The organism is Citrobacter sp. ANG330, assembly GCF_047467925.1.
Taxonomy (GTDB): Bacteria; Pseudomonadota; Gammaproteobacteria; order Enterobacterales; family Enterobacteriaceae; genus Citrobacter_A; species Citrobacter_A amalonaticus_G.
This window is the reverse complement of sequence record NZ_JASJUI010000015.1, coordinates 38715-62093: the sequence shown is the minus strand read 5'-3', so window position 1 is coordinate 62093 and position 23379 is coordinate 38715. Positions and strand designations below refer to the sequence as shown.

20 protein-coding genes and 4 tRNA genes are annotated in these 23379 nt (G+C 54.9%); 19 read left to right on the top strand and 5 right to left on the bottom strand.

All coding sequences use genetic code 11. The annotated features are described in order from the left end of the window. Positions 1-41: 41 nt before the first annotated feature. The 17 genes from wecA to QNN88_RS21850 all read left to right on the top strand — a co-directional run bounded on the left by wecA (position 42) and on the right by QNN88_RS21850 (position 14951). On the top strand, positions 42-1145 hold the full coding sequence (gene wecA / locus QNN88_RS21930; protein WP_414242044.1) for a UDP-N-acetylglucosamine--undecaprenyl-phosphate N-acetylglucosaminephosphotransferase: 1104 nt from the start codon (positions 42-44) through the stop codon (positions 1143-1145). 11 nt (positions 1146-1156) lie between these two features. Next, the gene (gene wzzE / locus QNN88_RS21925; RefSeq protein ID WP_414242043.1) at positions 1157-2203 is read left to right on the top strand and encodes an ECA polysaccharide chain length modulation protein; all 1047 of its coding nucleotides are present in this window, start codon (positions 1157-1159) and stop codon (positions 2201-2203) included. Between the two features lie 55 nt (positions 2204-2258). Further along, positions 2259-3389, top strand: a complete 1131-nt coding sequence (gene wecB, locus QNN88_RS21920) for a non-hydrolyzing UDP-N-acetylglucosamine 2-epimerase (protein WP_414242042.1) — start codon at positions 2259-2261, stop codon at positions 3387-3389. Further along, positions 3386-4648: a UDP-N-acetyl-D-mannosamine dehydrogenase gene (gene wecC / locus QNN88_RS21915; protein WP_414242041.1), complete on the top strand. Its 1263-nt coding sequence runs from the start codon at positions 3386-3388 to the stop codon at positions 4646-4648. Before wecB ends, wecC begins: the two co-directional genes overlap by 4 nt. After that, positions 4648-5715 (top strand): dTDP-glucose 4,6-dehydratase, encoded by a 1068-nt coding sequence (rffG, locus tag QNN88_RS21910; RefSeq protein WP_414242040.1) that lies wholly within the window; start codon positions 4648-4650, stop codon positions 5713-5715. Before wecC ends, rffG begins: the two co-directional genes overlap by 1 nt. A gap of 19 nt (positions 5716-5734) precedes the next feature. Further along, complete coding sequence (gene rfbA, locus QNN88_RS21905) at positions 5735-6616, top strand: glucose-1-phosphate thymidylyltransferase RfbA (RefSeq protein WP_414242039.1); 882 nt, start codon at positions 5735-5737, stop codon at positions 6614-6616. Next, positions 6594-7271 (top strand): dTDP-4-amino-4,6-dideoxy-D-galactose acyltransferase, encoded by a 678-nt coding sequence (rffC, locus tag QNN88_RS21900; protein WP_414242038.1) that lies wholly within the window; start codon positions 6594-6596, stop codon positions 7269-7271. The genes rfbA and rffC overlap by 23 nt, the downstream gene beginning before the upstream one ends. A gap of 4 nt (positions 7272-7275) precedes the next feature. Continuing rightward, positions 7276-8406, top strand: coding sequence for a dTDP-4-amino-4,6-dideoxygalactose transaminase (rffA, locus tag QNN88_RS21895; protein WP_414242037.1), 1131 nt, complete (start codon positions 7276-7278; stop codon positions 8404-8406). A gap of 1 nt (position 8407) precedes the next feature. Beyond that, the gene (gene wzxE, locus QNN88_RS21890; protein WP_414242036.1) at positions 8408-9658 is read left to right on the top strand and encodes a lipid III flippase WzxE; all 1251 of its coding nucleotides are present in this window, start codon (positions 8408-8410) and stop codon (positions 9656-9658) included. Continuing rightward, positions 9655-10734: a TDP-N-acetylfucosamine:lipid II N-acetylfucosaminyltransferase gene (locus QNN88_RS21885; RefSeq protein WP_414242035.1), complete on the top strand. Its 1080-nt coding sequence runs from the start codon at positions 9655-9657 to the stop codon at positions 10732-10734. The genes wzxE and QNN88_RS21885 overlap by 4 nt, the downstream gene beginning before the upstream one ends. Further along, positions 10731-12083 (top strand): ECA oligosaccharide polymerase, encoded by a 1353-nt coding sequence (gene wzyE / locus QNN88_RS21880; RefSeq protein ID WP_414242034.1) that lies wholly within the window; start codon positions 10731-10733, stop codon positions 12081-12083. Before QNN88_RS21885 ends, wzyE begins: the two co-directional genes overlap by 4 nt. Before the next feature lie 2 nt (positions 12084-12085). Further along, on the top strand, positions 12086-12826 hold the full coding sequence (gene wecG / locus QNN88_RS21875) for a lipopolysaccharide N-acetylmannosaminouronosyltransferase (RefSeq protein WP_414242033.1): 741 nt from the start codon (positions 12086-12088) through the stop codon (positions 12824-12826). A 204-nt stretch (positions 12827-13030) separates the two neighbouring features. Beyond that, positions 13031-14416: a bifunctional threonine/serine APC transporter ThrP gene (thrP, locus tag QNN88_RS21870; protein ID WP_414242032.1), complete on the top strand. Its 1386-nt coding sequence runs from the start codon at positions 13031-13033 to the stop codon at positions 14414-14416. A 102-nt stretch (positions 14417-14518) separates the two neighbouring features. Further along, positions 14519-14595 (top strand) — tRNA-Arg (locus QNN88_RS21865). A gap of 56 nt (positions 14596-14651) precedes the next feature. After that, positions 14652-14727, top strand: a tRNA-His gene (locus QNN88_RS21860). A 19-nt stretch (positions 14728-14746) separates the two neighbouring features. Next, a tRNA-Leu gene (locus QNN88_RS21855) sits at positions 14747-14833 on the top strand. A gap of 41 nt (positions 14834-14874) precedes the next feature. Beyond that, positions 14875-14951, top strand: a tRNA-Pro gene (locus tag QNN88_RS21850). 685 nt (positions 14952-15636) lie between these two features. Here the strand turns inward: QNN88_RS21850 and hemY are convergent. Genes hemY through hemC form a run of 4 tightly spaced genes read right to left on the bottom strand, consistent with a single transcriptional unit; the run spans position 15637 to position 19726 of the window. Further along, positions 15637-16833: a protoheme IX biogenesis protein HemY gene (gene hemY / locus QNN88_RS21845; RefSeq protein ID WP_414242054.1), complete on the bottom strand. Its 1197-nt coding sequence runs from the start codon at positions 16831-16833 to the stop codon at positions 15637-15639. 2 nt (positions 16834-16835) lie between these two features. Beyond that, positions 16836-18026 carry a uroporphyrinogen-III C-methyltransferase gene (gene hemX, locus QNN88_RS21840; protein WP_414242031.1) on the bottom strand — a complete coding sequence of 397 codons (1191 nt, stop codon included), beginning with the start codon at positions 18024-18026 and terminating at the stop codon, positions 16836-16838. 12 nt (positions 18027-18038) lie between these two features. After that, a complete protein-coding gene (hemD, locus tag QNN88_RS21835; RefSeq protein WP_414242030.1) occupies positions 18039-18788 on the bottom strand; it encodes a uroporphyrinogen-III synthase in 750 nt (249 codons plus the stop codon). Continuing rightward, entirely contained in the window at positions 18785-19726 is a 942-nt protein-coding gene (hemC, locus tag QNN88_RS21830; protein ID WP_414242029.1) for a hydroxymethylbilane synthase, read from the bottom strand. Before hemC ends, hemD begins: the two co-directional genes overlap by 4 nt. A gap of 387 nt (positions 19727-20113) precedes the next feature. On the opposite strand from hemC, the gene cyaA reads away from it, so the two are divergent. Beyond that, positions 20114-22660: a class I adenylate cyclase gene (gene cyaA / locus QNN88_RS21825; protein ID WP_414242028.1), complete on the top strand. Its 2547-nt coding sequence runs from the start codon at positions 20114-20116 to the stop codon at positions 22658-22660. Between the two features lie 31 nt (positions 22661-22691). Here the strand turns inward: cyaA and cyaY are convergent, their stop codons facing one another. Continuing rightward, a complete protein-coding gene (gene cyaY, locus QNN88_RS21820; RefSeq protein WP_414242027.1) occupies positions 22692-23012 on the bottom strand; it encodes an iron donor protein CyaY in 321 nt (106 codons plus the stop codon). A gap of 138 nt (positions 23013-23150) precedes the next feature. On the opposite strand from cyaY, the gene lptM reads away from it, so the two are divergent. Beyond that, positions 23151-23354 carry an LPS translocon maturation chaperone LptM gene (lptM, locus tag QNN88_RS21815; protein WP_414242026.1) on the top strand — a complete coding sequence of 68 codons (204 nt, stop codon included), beginning with the start codon at positions 23151-23153 and terminating at the stop codon, positions 23352-23354. The last annotated feature ends 25 nt before the right edge of the window (positions 23355-23379 follow it).

Here is a 23379-nt window from a genome sequence, read left to right as displayed (position 1 = left end):
GGTTATACTTCTGCTAATAATTTTCTCTGAGAGCACGCATTGTGAATTTACTGACAGTCAGTACTGATCTCATCAGTATTTTTTTATTCACGACACTGTTCCTGTTTTTTGCGCGGAAGGTCGCAAAAAAGGTCGGTTTAGTGGATAAACCCAACTTCCGTAAACGCCACCAGGGATTGATACCGTTGGTTGGGGGCATCTCAGTCTATGCGGGGATCTGTTTCACCTTTGCCATTGTGAATGTTTATATTCCCCACGCTGCTCTCTATCTGGCTTGTGCCGGTGTCCTGGTTTTTATCGGCGCACTGGACGATCGCTTTGATATTAGTGTAAAAATCCGTGCCACTATTCAGGCTGCTATTGGCGTGATCATGATGGTGGTGGGCAAACTCTATCTCAGCAGCCTGGGTTACATCTTTGGGCCGTGGGAGATGGTGCTCGGGCCGTTTGGTTATTTCCTCACGCTCTTCGCTGTATGGGCTGCAATCAACGCATTCAACATGGTGGATGGTATTGACGGCTTATTAGGTGGGCTCTCAAGCGTCTCATTTGCCGCGATGGGGCTTATCCTGTGGTTTGATGGACAGACAAGTCTGGCTATCTGGTGCTTTGCCATGATCGCCGCCATCCTACCGTATATTCTGCTGAACCTCGGTGCGCTCGGTCGTCGCTTTAAAGTATTTATGGGAGATGCCGGTAGTACGCTAATTGGTTTTACCGTTATCTGGATCCTGCTTGAAACCACCCAAGGGCAGACGCACCCGATTAGCCCGGTTACCGCGCTGTGGATCATCGCCATTCCGCTGATGGATATGGTGGCCATTATGTATCGTCGACTGCGTAAAGGGATGAGCCCGTTCTCACCAGACCGTCAGCATATTCATCATTTGATCATGCGCGCAGGGTTTACTTCACGTCAGGCGTTTGTCCTGATCACGCTTGCCGCCGCGATACTGGCTTCGATTGGTGTGCTTGCGGAATACTCTCATTTTGTCCCGGAATGGGTCATGTTGGTGCTCTTTTTGCTAGCCTTCTTCCTCTACGGTTACTGTATTAAGCGTGCCTGGAAGGTGGCGAGGTTCATCAAGCGTCTGAAGCGCAGATTACGCAGAAACCGTGATAACAATCCGAAATTAACCAAGTAAATGAGGGTGCGATGACTCAACCATTACCGGGGGCACACGCTGTGAGCGCTGAAAATGAACTGGATATTCGTGGGTTGTTTCGTACCTTGTGGGCAGGAAAGGTGTGGATTGTCGGTATCGCGCTGTTATTCGCGCTGATCGCGCTGGCCTATACTTTTTTTGCTCGTCAGGAGTGGAGTGCGACCGCCATCTCCGATCGCCCTACGGTGAATATGTTGGGTGGTTACTATTCCCAACAGCAGTTTTTGCGGAATCTGGACACGAAAGCCGACAATGCGTCAGGCGATCAACCTTCGGTTATGGATGAAGCCTATAAAGAGTTCGTGATGCAACTGGCCTCCTGGGATACGCGTCGCGATTTCTGGCTGCAAACCGACTACTATAAGCAGCGGATGGTCGGTAACAGCAAAGCCGATGCCGCGATGCTTGATGAGATGATCAATAACATTCAGTTTACCCCCGGTGATTTCGCCCGCGCCATTAACGACAGCGTTAAACTCATTGCCGAAACGGCACCTGATGCGAACAATTTGCTCCGTCAGTATGTGGCGTTTTCCAGTCAGCGCGCGGCAAGCCATCTCAATGAAGAACTGAAAGGCGCGTGGAGTGCGCGGACTGTGCAAATGAAGGCGCAGGTTAAACGTCAGGAAGAAGTGGCGAAAGCGATTTTCTCCCGCCGCGTGAGCAGTATTGAACAGGCGCTTAAAATCGCTGAACAGCACAATATCTCCCGCAGCGCGACCGATGTGCCGGCGGATGAATTACCGGATTCGGAGCTGTTTCTGCTAGGACGCCCCATGCTTCAGGCACGCCTTGAAAATTTACAGGCGGTTGGCCCCTCCTTCGATCTGGACTACTTCCAGAATCGAGCCATGCTAAATACATTGAATGTGGGCCCAACCCTGGACCCACGTTTTCAGACCTATCGCTATTTGCGTACGCCGGAAGAGCCGGTAAAACGCGATAGCCCGCGCCGTGCCTTCCTGATGGTGATGTGGGGCATCGTGGGGGGGCTTATCGGCGCAGGTGTTGCGTTAACCCGCCGCCGCACGATTTAGCACGACTGCCGCAGTGAGGGGCTGGGCCCTCACTGACTATTCGAAGAGAATCGATGTGAAAGTACTGACTGTATTTGGCACGCGACCGGAAGCCATAAAAATGGCACCTCTGGTACATGCGCTGGCAAAGGATCCTGATTTCGACGCAAAAGTCTGCGTCACCGCGCAGCATCGGGAGATGCTCGATCAAGTATTGAACCTCTTTTCTATTGTCCCCGACTACGATCTCAACATCATGCAGCCGGGTCAGGGGTTAACGGAAATTACCTGTCGGATACTGGAAGGGCTGAAGCCTATCCTCGCTGACTTCAAGCCGGATGTGGTATTGGTTCATGGTGATACCACCACAACGATAGCAACCAGTCTGGCCGCTTTTTATCAACGCATACCAGTAGGCCATGTGGAAGCCGGGCTGCGTACTGGCGATCTCTATTCCCCATGGCCGGAAGAGGCAAACCGTACGCTGACCGGGCATCTGGCAATGTATCACTTTGCGCCGACGGAGAACTCGCGGCAAAACCTGTTGCGCGAGAATATCGCTGACAGCCGCATCTTTGTCACCGGCAATACGGTGATTGATGCGCTGATCTGGGTGCGCGATCGCGTGCTGGCGAGCGAAACGCTGCGTTCAGAGCTGGCCGAACAGTATCCGTTTCTCAGCTCGGATAAAAAGCTAATCCTGGTGACCGGTCATCGTCGCGAGAGTTTTGGCCGTGGGTTTGAGCAGATCTGCCACGCCCTGGCGGAAATTGCCGCCGCCAATCAGGATGTGCAGATTGTTTATCCGGTACACCTGAATCCGAACGTCAGCGAGCCGGTCAACCGCATCCTCGGCCATGTTGAAAACGTGACGCTGATTGAACCACAGGATTATTTGCCCTTTGTCTGGCTGATGAATCACGCCTGGCTGATTCTGACCGACTCCGGTGGAATTCAGGAAGAGGCGCCGTCTCTGGGCAAACCGGTGCTGGTGATGCGCGAAACGACCGAACGACCCGAGGCCATTACCGCCGGGACCGTACGTCTGGTGGGGACAGACCCACAGCGCATCGTCGAAGAAGTCACGCGTCTGCTGCATGACGAAAACGAATATCAGACCATGAGCCGCGCCCATAACCCTTACGGCGACGGGCAGGCCTGTGGTCGCATTTTACACGCGTTAAAAAACAATCGGGTATCGCTATGAGTTTTTCTACCATTTCTGTTATTGGGTTGGGATATATCGGTTTGCCGACGGCGGCTGCCTTTGCGTCGCGCCAAAAGCAGGTAATTGGGGTGGACGTTAATCCGCATGCGGTGGAAACCATCAATCGCGGTGAAATCCATATCGTTGAGCCGGATCTGGATAACGTGGTGAAAACAGCAGTGGAAGGCGGTTTCCTGCGCGCTACCACGACGCCTGTTGAGGCTGATGCGTATCTGATTGCGGTACCGACGCCGTTTAAAGGCGAACATGAGCCGGACATGGCCTATGTCGAAGCGGCGGCGAAATCTGTTGCGCCGGTACTGAAAAAGGGCGCGTTAGTGATCCTCGAGTCGACCTCTCCGGTCGGCGCAACCGAACAGATGGCAGCATGGCTGGCGGAAATGCGTCCGGATCTCACTTTCCCACAGCAGGCTGGCGAGCAGGCGGATGTGAATATCGCCTATTGCCCTGAGCGCGTGCTGCCGGGGCAGGTGATGGTTGAACTGATCAAGAATGACCGGGTGATCGGCGGCATGACGCCGGTGTGCTCGTCGCGCGCCAGCGAACTGTACAAAATATTTCTTGAAGGCGAGTGCGTGGTGACCAATGCCCGTACGGCCGAAATGTGCAAGCTGACGGAAAACAGCTTCCGCGATGTCAATATCGCCTTTGCCAACGAACTGTCGCTGATTTGCGCCGGGCAGGGGATTAACGTCTGGGAACTGATTCGCCTGGCGAACCGCCATCCACGCGTCAACATTCTCCAGCCGGGACCCGGCGTTGGTGGGCACTGTATTGCGGTCGATCCGTGGTTTATCGTAGCGCAAAATCCGCAGCAGTCGCGTCTGATTCGCACTGCGCGTGAAGTGAACGACGGTAAACCGCACTGGGTTGTCGATCAGGTCAAAGCCGCCGTTGCGGACTGCCTGGCGGCGACGAACAAGCGCGCCAGCGAAGTGAAAATCGCCTGCTTTGGCCTCGCCTTTAAGCCAGATATTGATGATTTACGCGAAAGCCCGGCAATGGGGATCGCGAAAAATATCGCCCAGTGGCACAGCGGTGAAACGCTGGTGGTGGAACCGAACATCCACCAGTTGCCGAAAAAGCTGGACGGTCTTTGCACCCTGGCAGAACTGAACGACGCGCTGGCGACGGCCGACGTGCTGGTCATGTTGGTCGATCACAAACAGTTTAAAGCCATTCAGGGCGATGCTGTGCAGCAACCGTTCGTCGTGGATACCAAAGGAGTGTGGCGTTAATGAAACGGATTCTGGTGACGGGTGGCGCAGGTTTCATCGGCTCAGCGGTGGTACGGCATATCATTAATGAGACGGCAGATGCGGTGGTGGTGGTGGATAAACTCACCTACGCCGGCAATCTGATGTCGCTGGCCCCGGTTGCGCAGAGCGAGCGCTTTGCTTTCGAGAAAGTGGATATTTGCGATCGCGCCTCGCTGGATCGGGTCTTTCAACAGTATCAGCCAGACTGCGTGATGCACCTGGCCGCCGAAAGCCATGTCGATCGCTCTATTGACGGTCCGGCGGCGTTTATCGAAACCAACATTGTTGGCACCTACACGCTGCTGGAAGCGGCGCGGGCGTACTGGAGTGAACAGGCTGATGAGAAAAAATCGGCGTTTCGCTTCCACCATATTTCGACGGACGAGGTGTATGGCGATCTGCACTCGACGGATGATTTCTTTACTGAGACGACGCCCTACGCCCCAAGCAGCCCCTATTCCGCGTCGAAAGCCAGCAGCGATCACCTGGTGCGCGCCTGGTTGCGTACTTACGGTCTTCCAACGCTTATCACCAACTGCTCCAACAACTATGGCCCATACCACTTCCCGGAAAAACTGATCCCGCTGATGATTCTTAATGCGCTGGCGGGCAAACCGCTGCCGGTGTATGGCAACGGGCAGCAGGTCCGCGACTGGCTGTATGTGGACGATCACGCCAGAGCGTTGTACTGCGTGGCGACCACCGGAAAAGTCGGTGAAACGTACAACATCGGCGGTCATAACGAGCGTAAGAACCTGGACGTGGTTGAGACGATTTGCGGGCTGCTGGAAGAACTGGCGCCGAATAAACCGCAGGGTATCTCGCAGTATCGCGATCTGATTACCTATGTCGATGATCGTCCTGGTCATGACTTACGTTACGCTATTGATGCGTCGAAAATCGCCCGTGAGCTTGGCTGGACGCCGCAGGAAACCTTTGAAAGCGGCATGCGTAAAACCGTGCAGTGGTATCTGGCGAATGAGGCCTGGTGGAAGCCCGTACAAGACGGCAGTTATCAGGGTCAACGTTTAGGTCTGAAGGGCTAATTTCCCGGAGGAGGAAGGCATGAAAGGTATCATTCTGGCGGGCGGCTCCGGCACCCGTTTGCATCCTATCACGCGCGGCGTGTCGAAACAGCTGCTCCCCATTTACGATAAACCGATGATTTATTATCCGTTATCGGTGCTCATGCTGGCCGGTATTCGTGAGATCCTGATTATCACCACGCCGGAAGATAAAGGATATTTTCAGCGTCTGTTAGGTGACGGCTCTGAATTTGGCATTCATTTACAGTATGCCGAACAACCGAGTCCGGATGGCCTGGCGCAAGCGTTTATCATCGGTGAGACGTTCCTTAACGGCGAACCTTCCTGCCTGGTGTTAGGCGACAATATTTTCTTCGGTCAGGGGTTCAGCCCTAAATTGCGCCATGTCGCCGCGCGTACCGAAGGGGCGACCGTGTTTGGTTATCAGGTGATGGACCCGGAAAGGTTTGGCGTGGTGGAGTTTGATGACAATTTCCGCGCCATCTCATTAGAAGAGAAGCCGAAAGAACCTAAATCTAACTGGGCGGTAACCGGGCTCTATTTCTACGACAGCAAAGTCGTGGAGTATGCCAAACGGGTAAAACCCTCCGAGCGTGGTGAACTGGAGATCACCTCTATCAATCAGATGTACCTCGAAGCGGGCAATCTGACGGTTGAGCTGCTCGGGCGTGGTTTTGCCTGGCTTGATACGGGCACGCATGACAGTCTGATTGAGGCGAGTACCTTTGTGCAGACGGTGGAAAAGCGTCAGGGATTCAAGATTGCCTGCCTGGAAGAGATTGCCTGGCGCAATGGCTGGCTGGATGATGATGGCGTGAAACGCGCCGCCAGCGCCTTAGCAAAAACAGGTTATGGCCAGTATTTACTGGAGCTGCTTCGTGCACGTCCACGCCAGTATTGAGCCGCTGGGCTGGGAAAACCGCTTCTTTGGCGTGAACAGCGCCATTATCCGGCTGGATCCGGCGGCGCCGTTATTGACCGCAGACGTCTTACGGTCGTGGTCGCGGGTGCAGGCCAAAATCCCGGCGGCCAATACCCGCGAGCTGGATGCTCTGCAACAGTTTGGCTTTGCGCTGGTGGAAGGCGAAGTCGATTTTGCGCTCCCCGTCGGGGAAAACAACGGTCCAACTGGCGCAGAAATTGCACGACTGACGGACATTCCGGCCTTGCGTGAACTCGCTGCGGCGGCCTTTGCGCAAAGCCGTTTTCGCACGCCGTGGTATGCGCCTGATGCCAGCGCTCGCTTTTATGCGCAGTGGATTGAAAACGCGGTGCGCGGCACCTTTGATCATCAGTGTCTGGTCCTTCGTACCGCAAGCGGAGATATTCGCGGTTACGTATCACTGCGCGAACTCAATGACCGCGAGGCGCGAATCGGCTTGCTCGCCGGGCGTGGCGCTGGGGCAGAGCTGATGCAGGCGGCGCTGGGCTGGGCGCAGGCGCGCGGCAAAACAACATTGCGGGTGGCGACCCAGATGGGCAACACCGCCGCGCTTAAACGTTATATACAAAGCGGTGCGAATGTAGAAAGCACCGCGTACTGGTTATACAGGTGACAACATGATTCCGTTTAATGCACCGCCGGTGGTGGGTACCGAACTTGAATATATGCAGTCTGCAATGGGCAGCGGCAAGCTGTGTGGCGACGGGGGGTTTACCCGTCGCTGTCAACAGTGGCTTGAGCAGCGTTTTGGCAGTGCGAAGGTGCTGCTCACGCCTTCCTGTACCGCCTCTCTGGAAATGGCGGCTCTGCTGCTGGATATCCAGCCGGGCGATGAAGTGATCATGCCGAGTTACACCTTTGTCTCGACCGCGAATGCCTTTGTGCTGCGCGGCGCCAAAATCATCTTTGTGGATATCCGTCCGGATACCATGAACATTGATGAAACGCGCATTGAAGCGGCGATCACCGAAAAAACGCGGGCGATTGTGCCTGTGCATTATGCGGGTGTGGCCTGTGAGATGGACACCATCATGGCGCTGGCGGATAAGTACAACCTGTTTGTGGTGGAAGATGCCGCGCAGGGCGTGATGTCGACGTACAAAGGACGTGCGCTGGGAACCATTGGTCATATCGGCTGCTTTAGTTTCCACGAAACCAAAAACTACACCGCCGGTGGCGAAGGCGGCGCAACGCTGATTAACGATCGCAGCCTTATTGAGCGCGCCGAAATCATTCGTGAAAAAGGGACTAACCGCAGCCAGTTCTTCCGTGGCCAGGTCGACAAATATACCTGGCGCGATATTGGTTCCAGCTATTTGATGTCCGATCTACAGGCCGCTTATCTCTGGGCGCAACTGGAAGCGGCGGACCGCATTAATCAGCAACGTCTGGCGCTGTGGCAGACTTACTACGATGCCCTCGCACCGCTGGCGCGTGCGGGCAGAATTGAACTGCCATCCATTCCGGATGACTGCAAACAGAACGCCCATATGTTTTATATCAAGCTGCGCGACATTGACGATCGTAGCGCGTTGATTAACTTCCTGAAAGAGGCCGAGATTATGGCGGTGTTCCACTATATTCCGCTGCATGACTGCCCGGCTGGCGACAAGTTTGGTGAATTCGCAGGTGAAGATCGCTATACCACCAAAGAGAGCGAACGCCTGCTGCGTCTGCCGTTGTTCTATAACCTGTCGGCAGTGAATCAGCGCACGGTGATTACGACATTGCTGAATTATTTCGCCTGATATGTCGCTTGCGAAGGCCTCCTTGTGGACGGCGGCCAGCACGCTGGTCAAAATTGGCGCCGGTTTACTGGTCGTGAAGCTGCTGGCGGTATCCTTTGGTCCGGCGGGTGTCGGGCAGGCGGGAAACTTCCGCCAGATGGTCACTGTGCTTGGTGTCCTGGCGGGAGCCGGGATTTTCAACGGCGTCACCAAATATGTTGCGCAATCTCATGATCAGCCGGAACAACTGCGGCGAGTGGTCGGGACGTCCTCTGCCATGGTACTGGGATTTTCGACGCTGCTGGCGCTGGTGTTTCTGCTCGCAGCGGCACCGATTAGCCAGGGACTGTTTGGTCATACTCAGTTTCAGGGGTTAGTGCGCTTAGTGGCGCTGGTGCAAATGGGGATTGCCTGGGCCAACCTGCTGCTGGCGTTAATGAAAGGATTTCGTGATGCGGCCGGGAATGCGCTGTCACTGATTGTCGGCAGTCTGGTTGGCGTTGTCGCCTACTATGGCTGTTACCGGCTGGGCGGCTATGAAGGCGCACTTCTCGGCCTGGCGTTGGTACCTGCGCTGGTGGTGATCCCGGCAGCCGTCATGCTAATGAAACGCGGGATGATCCCCCTGCGCTATCTCAAGCCGTCCTGGGACAACGGGCTGGCGGGCCATCTCAGCAAGTTCACGCTGATGGCGCTGATCACCTCCGTCACGCTGCCCGTGGCGTATGTGATGATGCGAAACCTGCTGGCGGCGCACTACAGTTGGGATGACGTTGGGATCTGGCAAGGGGTGAGCAGTATCTCGGATGCTTACCTACAATTTATTACCGCGTCGTTCAGCGTTTACCTGTTGCCGACGCTGTCGCGCCTTAGCGAAAAGCGGGACATCTCGCGGGAAGTGGTAAAGTCGCTGAAGTTTGTTCTGCCTGCGGTGGCCGCCGCGAGTTTCACCGTCTGGCTGCTGCGTGATTTTGCTATCTGGCTGCTGTTCTCTGAGAAATTCACCGCCATGCGCGATCTGTTCGCCTGGCAACTAGTGGGTGATGTGCTGAAAGTCGGGGCATATGTCTTCGGATATCTGGTGATCGCCAAAGCGTCACTGCGCTTTTATATTCTGGCGGAAATCAGTCAGTTCATTTTACTGACGGTGTTTGCGCACTGGCTGATCCCGGCGCATGGCGCGCTGGGTGCGGCACAGGCCTATATGGCGACCTATGTCGTCTATTTCTCTTTATGTTGTTGCGTATTTTTACTCTGGCGTAGGCGGGCATGACTGTACTGATTCACGTTCTGGGATCGGATATCCCTCACCATAATCAAACCGTGCTGCGGTTTTTTAACGATACGCTGGCATCGACCAGCGAGCACGCTCGCGTCTTTATGGTCGCCGGTCAGGATGCCGGGTTGACGGAAAGCTGCCCGGCGCTCTCCATTCGCTTCTACAGCGGTAAAAAATCGCTGGCGGAAGCGGTGATAGCGCAAGCTAAAGCGAACAGACAGCAGCGTTTCTTCTTCCACGGTCAGTTCAATATGGCGCTGTGGCTGGCGTTACTGAGCGGCGGAATTAAGCCCAGCCAGTTTTACTGGCACATCTGGGGCGCGGACCTGTATGAGGTCTCCAGTGGTCTGAAATTCAAACTGTTTTATCCGCTTCGCCGTCTGGCGCAAGGCCGTGTCGGGGGCGTTTTTGCCACCCGTGGCGATCTGAGTTATTTCGCCCAACAGCACCCGCGCGTGCCGGGAGAACTGCTCTATTTTCCGACGCGAATGGATCCCTCGCTCAACAATATGGTGAACGATCGCCAACGCAGCGGAAAAATGACCATTCTGGTGGGCAACTCAGGCGATCGCAGCAACGACCATATTGCCGCGCTGCGGGCGGTACATCAGCAGTTTGGCGACACCGTAAATGTGGTTGTCCCGATGGGCTATCCGGCGAATAACGAGGCGTATATCGCGGACGTCCGTCAGGCGGGGCTAAGACTGTTCAGTGCAGACAACCTGCAGGTCCTCAGCGACAAGCTGGCGTTTGACGACTATCTGGCGCTGCTGCGTCAGTGCGATCTCGGTTACTTTATTTTTGCCCGTCAGCAGGGAATTGGCACTTTGTGTTTGCTGATTCAGGCAGGCGTGCCCTGCGTGTTGAACCGCGAGAATCCGTTCTGGCAGGATATGGTGGAACAGCATCTTCCGGTACTTTTCACGACCGATGAACTCAACGAGCAGGTGGTGCACGAGGCACAACGCCAACTGGCGTCAGTGGATAAAAATACCATCACCTTCTTTAGCCCGAACTATTTGCAGCCCTGGCATCACGCGTTGCAGGTTGCCGCAGGGGAGGCGCTATGAGTCTGATGCAGTTCAGCGGCCTGTTTGCCGTCTGGCTCCTCTCTACGTTGTTTATCGCCACGCTAACCTGGTTTGAATTTCGCCGCGTGCGCTTCAACTTCAACGTGTTCTTCTCGCTGCTGTTTTTGCTGACCTTCTTTTTTGGCTTTCCACTCACCAGCGTGCTGGCGTTCCGCTTTGATGTCGCCGTCGCGCCGCCGGAAATCCTGCTACAGGCGCTGCTTTCCGCCGCCTGTTTCTACGCGATCTACTATGTGACCTATAAGACCCGTATACGCAAACGGATTGCGGACGCGCCGCACAAACCGCTGTTTACGATGAATCGGGTGGAAACCCATCTCACCTGGGTGATTCTGATGGGGATTGCGCTGATCAGCGTGGGTATCTTCTTTATGCATAACGGTTTCTTACTGTTCCGCCTGCAGTCGTATAGCCAGATTTTCTCCAGTGAAGTTTCCGGCGTGGCGTTAAAACGCTTCTTTTACTTTTTCATCCCGGCGATGCTGGTGGTTTATTTTCTGCGCCAGGACAGCAAAGCGTGGCTGTTCTTCCTGGTCAGCACCGTCGCATTTGGCCTGTTGACGTATATGATTGTCGGCGGTACGCGCGCCAATATCATCATTGCCTTCGCCATCTTCCTGTTTATCGGCATTATTCGCGGCTGGATCTCGTTGTGGATGCTAGCGGCGGCAGGCGTGCTGGGGATTGTCGGGATGTTCTGGCTGGCGCTAAAGCGCTACGGGCTGAACGTCAGCGGTGACGAGGCGTTCTATACGTTTCTCTATCTCACCCGCGACACGTTTTCTCCCTGGGAAAACCTGGCGCTGCTGCTGCAAAATTACGACAAAATCGATTTCCAGGGACTGGCGCCGATTGCCCGTGATTTCTACGTCTTTATCCCTTCCTGGCTGTGGCCAGGGCGACCGAGTGTGGTGCTGAATACGGCGAACTACTTTACATGGGAAGTATTGAACAACCATTCCGGTCTGGCGATTTCTCCGACGCTGATTGGTTCGCTGGTGGTGATGGGCGGCGCGCTGTTTATCCCGCTGGGCGCGGTTGTAGTGGGGCTTATCATCAAATGGTTCGACTGGCTGTATGCGCTGGGCAATCGTGAGACCAACCGCTACAAGGCCGCGATTTTGCATAGTTTCTGCTTTGGCGCGATTTTCAATATGATCGTACTGGCGCGAGAGGGACTGGACTCGTTTGTCTCGCGTGTTGTTTTTTTCCTGGTGGTTTTTGGTGCCTGTTTGCTGGTGGCAAAGCTTCTGTTCTGGCTGTTTGATAGCGCCGGACTGATCCATAAACGTTGGCGAGCCCTGCCGGACAAACAGGTTGAAGGATAGCAATGACTGATAATACAACAGCACCGATTTACGATCTGCGTGGGCTCCAGCTGATTGGCTGGCGTGATATGCGTCATGCGCTGGACTATCTCTATGCTGGCGGCCAGCTTAAGCAAGGGACGCTGGTGGCGATTAACGCAGAAAAGGTTTTGACGGCGGAAGATAACCCTGAAGTCAGGACGCTGATTGACGCGGCAGAATATAAATATGCCGATGGAATTAGCGTTGTACGCTCGGTTCGCAAAAAATTCCCCAATGCCCAGGTTTCCCGCGTAGCGGGTGCCGATCTCTGGGAAGCGTTGATGGCCCGGGCGGGTGAGGAAGGCACGCCGGTGTTCCTGGTCGGGGGTAAGCCGGAAGTGCTGGCGCAAACGCAAGCGAAACTGCGCGCCCAGTGGAAGGTGAACATCGTGGGCAGTCAGGACGGTTATTTTACGCCGGAACAGCGTCCAGCGCTGTTTGAGCAGATCCACGCCAGCGGCGCGAAAATTGTCACCGTGGCGATGGGATCGCCGAAGCAGGAAATCTTTATGCGCGATTGCCGGCAGGTGCATCCGCATGCGCTTTACATGGGTGTCGGCGGCACCTATGACGTCTTCACCGGCCATGTGAAACGCGCGCCGAAGGTGTGGCAAAATCTGGGGCTGGAGTGGCTGTATCGCTTGCTGTCGCAGCCGAGCCGCATTACGCGTCAGCTCCGTTTGCTGCGTTACCTGCGCTGGCACTATAGCGGAAATATCTAAAAAACCCTTCTTCTTGCAGGTAGCGCATTCTGCTCTATGCGCTACCTTGTTGCCTCATTTTTGCACCGTTTTTACAAAAAAATGCAATTTTTTAATGCTTCGTTTGCCATTTTGCCAAATTTGCGAAAACATGCGCCCCCAGCGATGTACCCATAACAATAACCGGCAATGCCGGAAAGCATGTAAACACGACAAAGAGGATTTATGGCAGAGAATAAACCTGAGCTACAGCGTGGGCTGGAGGCTCGTCATATCGAATTGATTGCTCTCGGGGGCACCATTGGCGTCGGTCTGTTTATGGGGGCGGCAAGCACCCTGAAATGGGCAGGACCATCGGTACTGCTGGCATATATTGTCGCCGGCCTGTTCGTCTTTTTCATTATGCGTTCAATGGGCGAGATGCTGTTCCTGGAGCCGGTTGCCGGTTCTTTCGCCGTTTACGCTCACCGCTACATGAGCCCCTTCTTCGGTTATCTCACCGCGTGGTCATACTGGTTTATGTGGATGGCGGTGGGGATTTCGGAAATCACCGCGATCGGCGTCTATGTCCAGTTCTGGTTCCCGGAGATGGCGCAATGGATACCGGCGCTGATTGCCGTTGGACTGGTTGCGCTGGCAAACCTGGCGGCCGTTCGTCTGTATGGCGAAATCGAGTTCTGGTTTGCGATGATCAAAGTCACCACCATCATCGTGATGATTGTCGTGGGGCTGGGCGTGATTTTCTTCGGCCTCGGCAACGGCGGGCAGCCGATTGGCTTTGGTAATCTGACCGGGCACGGCGGTTTCTTTGCCGGCGGCTGGAAAGGCTTCCTCACCGCGTTGTGTATTGTGGTCGCCTCTTATCAGGGCGTGGAACTGATCGGGATTACGGCGGGCGAAGCCAAAAACCCGCAGGTCACGCTGCGTAGCGCGGTAGGTAAAGTGCTGTGGCGTATTCTGATCTTCTACGTGGGAGCGATTTTCGTGATCGTCACTATCTTCCCGTGGAACGAAATTGGCAGCAACGGCAGTCCGTTCGTCCTGACCTTTGCCAAAATTGGTATTACCACCGCGGCGGCGATTATCAACTTTGTTGTGCTGACCGCCGCGCTGTCTGGCTGCAACAGCGGAATGTACAGCTGTGGGCGTATGCTGTATGCACTGGCGAAGAATCGTCAACTGCCGGCGGCGATGGCGAAAGTCTCCCGTCATGGCGTTCCGGTGGCGGGCGTGGCGTTGTCGATTGCGATTCTGCTGGTCGGTTCGTGCCTGAACTACATCATTCCTAATCCGCAGCGCGTCTTCGTCTATGTTTATAGTGCAAGCGTGCTGCCGGGGATGGTGCCGTGGTTTGTGATCCTGATTAGCCAGCTGCGTTTTCGTCGGGCGCATAAAGCGGCGATGGCCAGCCATCCGTTCCGTTCGATTCTGTTCCCGTGGGCAAACTATTTGACGATGGCTTTCCTGGTTTGCGTACTGATCGGCATGTACTTCAATGAAGATACCCGTATGTCGCTGTTTGTCGGCATCATCTTCCTGCTCGCCGTGACGGCTATTTACAAGGTTTTTGGCCTCAACCGTCAGGGTATCGCCCAGAAAACGGGGGAATAAGCGACAAAACGCGCAAAGCGTAACCAAACGCGCATTTTATTTAAAAAGGCACTAGACAGCGGGGTGTGAAGTCCGTATTATCCACCCCCGCAACGGCGCTAAGCGCCCGTAGCTCAGCTGGATAGAGCGCTGCCCTCCGGAGGCAGAGGTCTCAGGTTCGAATCCTGTCGGGCGCACCATTCACCCGGTGCTGGAGCTGCGGTGGTTTCGATACCGCGTAAATAGATTTGTAGTGGTGGCTATAGCTCAGTTGGTAGAGCCCTGGATTGTGATTCCAGTTGTCGTGGGTTCGAATCCCATTAGCCACCCCATTATTAAAAGTTGTGAAATGCGAAGGTGGCGGAATTGGTAGACGCGCTAGCTTCAGGTGTTAGTGTCCTTACGGACGTGGGGGTTCAAGTCCCCCCCCTCGCACCACGACTTAAAGAATTGAACTAAAAATTCAAAAAGCAGTACATCGGCGAGTAGCGCAGCTTGGTAGCGCAACTGGTTTGGGACCAGTGGGTCGGAGGTTCGAATCCTCTCTCGCCGACCAATTTTGAACCCCGCTTCGGCGGGGTTTTTCTTTTTCTACGCCACTATCTTTCTTCTTTTCCCCTGTTGCTTCCCGGAGACAACCCAGTTTGCCATTGTCGCCATTTGGTGACGATTAACGTGCTGATATTTAAATTCTTTCGTATATCGGATGAGATCTGTCTCTGCTGAGCGACAATTCATTGTATTTCCGGCAGGCAGAAAAAGGAAAATCGCCGATAACCCGCGCCAGCACTGGGATCGTGAATTGTCTTAATCCCTATTTTTAGCGGTGCAATCCTGGCATGCAATGTGCAATAATAGACGGGTAGATGCTCATTCCACCTCTTATGCTCGCCATAGTGCCTCATAAACTCAGGAATGATGCAGAGCCGTTTACGGTGCTTATCGTCCACAGACAGATGTCGCTTCGGCCTCATCAAACACCATGGACATAACGTTGAGTGAAGCACCCATTTATGTTGTCATACAGACCTGTTTAACGCCTGCTCCAAAAGAGCAGGCGTTTTTTTATGGATACATGTCATCCTTCAGGCTGCCTCTTTGTTGGCTGCGCCTGCTCACCCCGGTCACTTACTTAGGTAAGCTCCCGGGGAGCCTCAGACTTACTGCCTCGATGAATCCTGAATGATTTTGTGTATTCGATTGATGCCCGGTAAGCGAAGCGTCACCGGGCATTGAGGGCGTTACTGCGGGGGATTATTCTGCAACGTCAGCATCAGGCCGTCACGGCGCATGGTGGCCGCTTCTTCCGGTTGATGCAGGCGGTCGAGCGCGTCGGCAAGCCAGGCATAATCGTACGCGTCCGGGCGCTGCTTCAGGGCTGCGCGGAAAGCAACGGTCGCTTCCTGCCATTCACCGTGTTTCATCAGCGACTGACCCAGCGTGCTCCACAACAGGGGGCGATCGCCGACGGTCTTGATCTGCTGACGCAGGACTTTCTCCAGTTGTTCCGGATTATTGGTTTTCAGACGCGGAATTGGCAACACCAGGCGATCGTCATACTGACGCTTCAGGCCGTCGATGATGATCTGCTGCGCCATGTCGTGATCGTCACATTCAATCAGATGCTCGGCCATCGCCACCTGCAGGGCGACCTGATGGCGGGTTTTACGGCTCTGGTTTTTCCACCACTCGCGTAGACCATCGCTGCCCTGATCGGCGCGCGCCTGATCCATCAGACCAATCCATGCCTGCTGTTCCAGCATCGCACGATGCTCTTCATCACCGACGTTCGCTTTCGCCATTGACGGGATAATATCCAGCAACGAGCTCCAGGCACCGGTGCGAATGTAGGCTTGTTCCGCCAGGCGCAAGACTTCCGGATGACGCGGCGTCACTTCCAGCAGTTTGTCTACGCCGTGGCGCGCGGCATGGTTCTCATTGCGCGCCAGTTGCAGGCGGACTCGCGCAATCTCAACCGGGATCGTGTCGTTGCCCGCGAGTTCTGCCGCACGTTCCAGATGTTGATTTGCGCGCGCTTCGTCACCACGCTGTTGCGCTGCCTCAGCGGCGAGCAGGTAGTTCACCACCGGTTGCTCAGCATGATCGGCATTTTTCGCCATCAGCTTCTCAACCTGTTGATAGTCACCTTCCGCCAGTTTCAACAGCGCCTGTTCGGTCTGCTTGCGGGCGCGACGACGTTTACGGCCCACAAACCAGCCGCGCGTATGGGCGCCAGTACGGAAGATGCGGCGCAGCAGCCACTCAATGGCAAACAGTACCACCATCGCAAGGATCAGGATGATGACCAGCCCGGTTACGCTGGTTTCAATGTTGTAGGTGTCAGTCTGGATCAGCACATAACCCTGGTGACCGGCAATCATTGGGCCAATCACGATACCCGCAATCAACAGCACAAAGAGCAATAATACTTTTAGCATCATTATTCTCCTTGCGGCGCGGCTGCCGGGGTTTCGGCCTGCGGTGCTTCAGGCGTAGAGGCGGGAACGGCTTCAGACGGCGCGGCAGCCGGTTGCGCCAGCAGGTTACGCACGCGGGTTTGCATCAGTTTTTCAAGAATCGCCTGGCTTTGCAGCGTTTCCGGTACGTCCATCGTGATGCTCTGCTGGCTCAGTTTGTCCACTTCTTCAAGGAAGGCTTTCGTCGTGGCGTCGTCGGTATCGTAGTAAGCACGAACCCAGGTGGAGACGTTATCCAGCGCCTGACGGTAGGTTTCTTCCTGATGACGCGGCACGGCCTGCGCGGCAACCAGCAGACGAGAGCGGATGTTTTCCCGCAGATAGACATCCTGATTCGGTGCCAGCAGCGGAACGGCTGTGTCATCGCGGCGGCGGATGGTGATAAAGCTGTCCATAAAGTTCTGCCAGCTTTTTTGCAGATTGACGCGCCACTCACTGATCGAACTGGAAAGCTCAGGGCTGTCGTCGTCCATTGGTGAACCGTCGCTGTCGTTGTCTGCCAGACGCAGGTTATCGATCTGGTTCGAAAGCTGGTTAATTTTCAGGATGATGCCGTCGTAATCCACCTGAGCGACAGAGGAAAGACTGGCGATATCATCGGTGATTGCGCGGCGTGCGGTGATCAGACTGGGATCGTTCATGTCCGCGAGGCTGGCATCTGCGCTCTTTAGCAACGCGGCGGCTGTCGTCACATCCTGATCGCTCCACAGCTTACGTCCGGCCAGTTTGACAAGGAAATCAGCCTGCGCCAGCAGCCAGGTTTTGGCATCGCTACCGGAAATCGTGGCGACTTTCTGTTGGACTTCATCCAACTGTTTAGCTAACTCAGTCTGCTGGCGGTTCGCCTGCTCCAGCTGTGTCGCCTGCTGTTTAATGATGCCTTCCAGCTCTGCCTTTTGGCTTTCCTGCGCTTTTTGCAGCGCGGTGAGCTGATTAGCCAGCGCATCGCTGGTGGCGGTCTGTGTGGTCGCCTGCTGTTTTCCCCAGCCATAGAGCCCAACACCGGCGGCCAGCGCAATGGCGATTGCCACCGCACTCAGGATCAGCGCAGTGCCGTTTTTACTCTTTTTTTCAGCAGTAACTGGCTGTGGCTGAATCTCCACGGCCTCCCTGGTCTCTTCAACCACGGCGGAGGATTTTTCTTGTTCCGTCATTATGGCTTCCCATTATGAGAGTTGTTGTAATGCGCGCAGTAGCGCATCGTTGTCGGCGTTATCAGCGACCTTAATATCTTGCCAGCCCAGTTCCCGGGCGAGGTGCGCCAGACGCTCGCTGACGACAATAAGCCGACAGCGTAGTAACCAGTTTTCGCGATACCACTGCGGGATCAGCGCGTTAAGCTGTTGCAGCATTTCCCCGCTGGTGACAACAATCGTTGTCACGCCACGCGACTGCCAGCGCATCGCTTCTTGTGCGCCATCGTAATGTTTTGCACTACGTTGATAACATTCATAAAACGTAACGTCAGCCCCGCGTGCGTTCAGGGTTTCGCCTAACAGTTCACGGCCGCCGTTGCCGCGTAAAATCAGCGCTCGTTTGCCCGCAATATTTTGTAATTCAGGTAATTGTAGCAAGACTTCGCTGATTTCCCGATCCCGCGGATAGTGAATATCGTGCCCGCTGACGGTATGGAGCGCCAGCGCGGTGGTGCGGCCAATAGCAAAATAGTGCGGAGCGACGGGCCATTCCAGCCCTTGTCGTTCAAGTTGCGCATGGGCAAAAGCGACCGCATGTTGTGACAGCGCGAAGAGCAGGTCGTTATCAGTGAGTGACGAAAATGCATCCGCCAGCCGCGGCAGATCCCGACCTGGGGTAAATTCAATAAGTGGAAAACTCCAGGCCTCCTGCCCCAGTGTGCGCAGACGGCTCACTAACGCTTCCCCTGCGGGAGACGGGCGGGTGACCAGGATACTCATGCGGGTGACTCTCCGTTATAAACCGCGGTCAGAATGGCGCGAGCACCGTTATCCAGCAGCTCTTCCGCCAGCGAAATACCCATCTGCTCCGCCTGATCGGGCGAGCCACGGCGTTCACCACGAACCATTTGCGAACCGTCCGGCGCACCGACCAGCGCGCGTAGCCAAATTTCACCATCAATGATTTCAGCATAGCTGCCAATCGGCACCTGACAGCCTCCTTCCAGGCGGGTGTTCATGGCGCGTTCGGCTTTGACGCGAAGTGCGGTCATTTCATCATTCAGCGGTGCCAGCAGCGCCTGCGTCCGGCTGTCGTTGAGGCGACATTCGATGCCAACTGCGCCTTGCCCTACGGCGGGCAACGAGACTTCCGGTGCCAGCGCGGTGCGGATACGCGACTCCAGCCCTAAGCGTTTTAAACCGGCGACGGCCAGGATGATGGCGTCGTAGTCGCCGTTATCCAGTTTGCTCAGTCTTGTGCCCACGTTGCCGCGCAGGGATCGGATGACGAGATCCGGGCGGCGTTCCGCTAACTGACACTGTCGGCGCAAACTGGATGTTCCCACGATGCTGCCTGCGGGCAGCTCATCAAGAGAGTGGTATCTGTTTGAGACAAAGGCGTCACGCGGATCTTCACGTTCGCAGATAGTGACCAGCCCCAGACCTTCCGGGAATTCGACCGGAACATCTTTCATCGAGTGTACTGCGATGTCGGCACGTTTTTCGAGCAGTGCAACTTCCAGCTCTTTTACGAACAAACCTTTACCGCCTACTTTTGCCAGTGGGGTATCAAGAATTACGTCGCCACGCGTCACCATCGGCACCAGCTCTACGACCAGACCAGGATGGTTCGCCATCAGGGCGTCTTTGACATAATGTGCCTGCCAGAGCGCAAGGGGGCTTTGGCGTGTGGCAATTCTTAAAACATTGTCTAACATGCTTGTTACCGTCATTATCGTCCGTGGTTCATCCTAACATCCTTACAAGTGGGATGTCAGTGTTACGGTCAAAGGTAAGTAAAGGCCAGGCTGCAGTGTCGTAACTGGCCGTACAGGTTGACGAGGAACCGTCAGATCGTATCTCAGAATTTACGCACAGCGATTGGTGCTACACTTGTATGTAGTGCATCTTTCTTTACGGTCAATGAGCAAGGTGTTAAATTGATCACGTTTTAGACCATTTTTTCGTCGGTAAGCACAAAAAAGCAGACGAAAAGGGTAACGGTTATTTTTGACATACGGTTTATCCCGAATGGTGAAGGAAGCGTCAGCGCTTAGCGCGGCGGTAATCTCAGCATGACGGGTAGCAACATCAGGCGATACGTCTTGTACCTCTATATTGAGACTCTGAAACAGAGACTGGATGCCATTAATCAACTGCGCGTGGATCGCGCGCTTGCTGCCATGGGCCCTGCTTTCCAGCAGGTCTACAGTCTTCTGCCGACATTATTGCATTATCACCATCCGTTGATGCCGGGTTACCTTGATGGTAACGTTCCCAGAGGCATCTGCCTCTACACGCCTGATGAAACCCAACGCCACTACCTTAACGAGCTTGAACTGCATCGTGGTCTTGCTCCGCAGGATCCGCCGAAAGGCGAACTGCCGATCACCGGCGTTTACTCCATGGGGAGCACCTCCTCCGTCGGGCAAAGCTGTTCGTCGGATCTGGATATCTGGGTGTGTCACCAGTCCTGGCTCGACAGCGAAGAACGGCAATTGCTGCAGCGTAAATGTAGCCTGCTGGAAAGCTGGGCCGCTTCGCTGGGCGTGGAAGTCAGCTTTTTCCTGATTGATGAAAACCGTTTCCGCCATAACGAAAGCGGCAGTCTGGGGGGTGAAGACTGTGGCTCGACGCAGCATATCCTGCTGCTTGATGAATTCTATCGCACCGCGGTGCGTCTCGCCGGTAAGCGTATTCTGTGGAATATGGTGCCGGGCGATGAAGAAGAGCATTATGACGATTACGTCATGACGCTTTACGCTCAGGGCGTCCTCACGCCGAACGAATGGCTGGACCTGGGGGGCTTAAGTTCGCTCTCCGCCGAAGAGTACTTTGGCGCCAGCCTCTGGCAGCTGTATAAAAGTATTGATTCGCCGTACAAAGCGGTGCTGAAAACGTTGCTGCTGGAAGCCTACTCCTGGGAATACCCCAATCCGCGCCTGCTGGCGAAAGACATTAAACAGCGCCTGCATGATGGCGAGATCGTCTCGTTTGGCCTCGACCCGTACTGCATGATGCTGGAACGCGTGACCGAATACCTCACGGCGATTGAAGATCCGACGCGGCTGGATTTAGTGCGTCGATGTTTTTACTTAAAAGTGTGCGAGAAACTCAGTCGTGAACGCGCGTGCGTGGGCTGGCGTCGTGAAGTATTAAGTCAGCTAGTGAATGAGTGGGGATGGGACGAAGCCCGTCTGGCGATGCTCGATAACCGGGCAAACTGGAAGATCGATCAGGTGCGTGAAGCGCATAATGAATTGCTCGATGCGATGATGCAGAGCTACCGTAATCTGATCCGCTTTGCGCGACGTAATAACCTCAGCGTTAGCGCCAGTCCACAGGACATCGGCGTGCTGACCCGTAAGCTGTATGCCGCCTTTGAAGCGCTGCCAGGTAAAGTCACTCTGGTGAACCCGCAGATTTCGCCGGATCTCTCCGAGCCCAATTTAACCTTTATCCACGTTCCGCCGGGCCGTGCCAACCGTTCTGGCTGGTATCTGTACAACCGTGCGCCCAACATGGATTCGATCATCAGCCATCAGCCGCTGGAATATAACCGCTATCTGAACAAGCTGGTGGCATGGGCATGGTTTAACGGATTGCTGACGTCGCGCACGCACTTGTTTATTAAGGGCAACGGTATTGTTGACCTGCCGAAACTGCAGGAGATGGTGGCAGATGTGTCGCATCATTTCCCGTTGCGTCTGCCTGCACCGACGCCGAAAGCGCTTTACAGCCCGTGTGAAATTCGCCATCTGGCGATCATCGTCAACCTCGAATATGACCCGACGGCGGCGTTCCGCAATCAGGTGGTTCATTTCGACTTCCGTAAGCTGGATGTCTTCAGTTTTGGCGAAGAGCAGAATTGCCTGGTGGGCAGTGTAGACCTGCTGTACCGCAACTCGTGGAACGAAGTGCGAACGCTGCATTTCAATGGCGAACAGGCGATGATCGAAGCGCTGAAAACAATTCTGGGCAAAATGCACCAGGACGCCGCCCCGCCGGATAGTGTGGAAGTGTTCTGCTACAGCCAGCATCTGCGTGGTTTGATTCGTACCCGCGTGCAGCAACTGGTTTCAGAGTGTATCGAGTTGCGTCTGTCCAGCACCCGTCAGGAGACAGGGCGCTTTAAGGCACTGCGCGTTTCCGGCCAGACGTGGGGCCTGTTCTTTGAACGTCTGAATGTGTCGGTACAGAAACTGGAAAACGCCATTGAGTTCTACGGCGCAATCTCACATAACAAACTGCACGGCCTGTCTGTTCAGGTGGAAACCAATCAGGTGAAACTGCCGTCGGTCGTGGATGGTTTTGCCAGCGAAGGGATCATCCAGTTCTTCTTTGAAGAAACCGGCGATGAGAAGGGCTTTAATATCTACATTCTGGACGAGAGTAACCGTGCGGAAGTGTATCACCACTGCGAAGGCAGCAAAGAAGAGCTGGTGCGCGATGTCAGCCGTTTCTACTCATCATCGCATGACCGCTTTACCTACGGTTCCAGCTTTATTAACTTTAACCTGCCGCAGTTCTATCAGATAGTGAACACGGAAGGGCGCGCCCAGGTGATTCCGTTCCGCGCACAGTCGCTTGGCAACGTTCCACCCGCTAACCAGGATAGCGATACGCCGCTGTTGCAGCAGTATTTCTCCTAAAGATTTTGCCGGATAACATCCGGCAAAAAACTTAACGGAAGCTGACTTCCTCGCCCGCCTGGTGCGTTGCCGCCTGTTCCAGCAGATCCCAGAAGGTTTCTCCGCTCCGGTCGCAAACCCACTCTTCGCCTTTCAGGTCAAAATGGTAGCCGCCCTGTTTGGTCGCCAGCCACACCTGGTGTAGCGGTTCCTGACGGTTAATAATGATTTTGCTGCCGTTCTCGAAACTAATGGTCAGCACGCCGCCGTTGATTTCACAGTCGATATCGCTGTCGCCATCCCAGTCGTCAAGACGCTCTTCGATGGTCATCCACAGGGTATCGGCCAGGCGATGAAATTCACTGTCGTTCATTGTCGTTTCCCGTTTTTTCGTGATGGCGGCAGTATAACCTGAAACAAATCGCGTTGCAGATTACAGGCAAACTCTTGCTTTTACGCCTTCTCCTGCGATGATAGAAAACAGAAAGTATGAACTTACAGGCAATCCATAATGAAAAACGTGTTTCAGGCACTCGCTGTTCTTCTCACTCTGTTCAGCCTGACGGGTTGTGGTCTGAAGGGGCCGCTTTATTTCCCACCGGCTGATAAAAACGCACCGCCGCCGAATAAACCGGTTGATACACAAACGCAATCCACCATGCCCGATCAAAACGATCGCGCCACGGGAGATGGGCCTTCCCAGGTGAACTACTGACGGTGTGTTTCTGTACCCGCGTGAA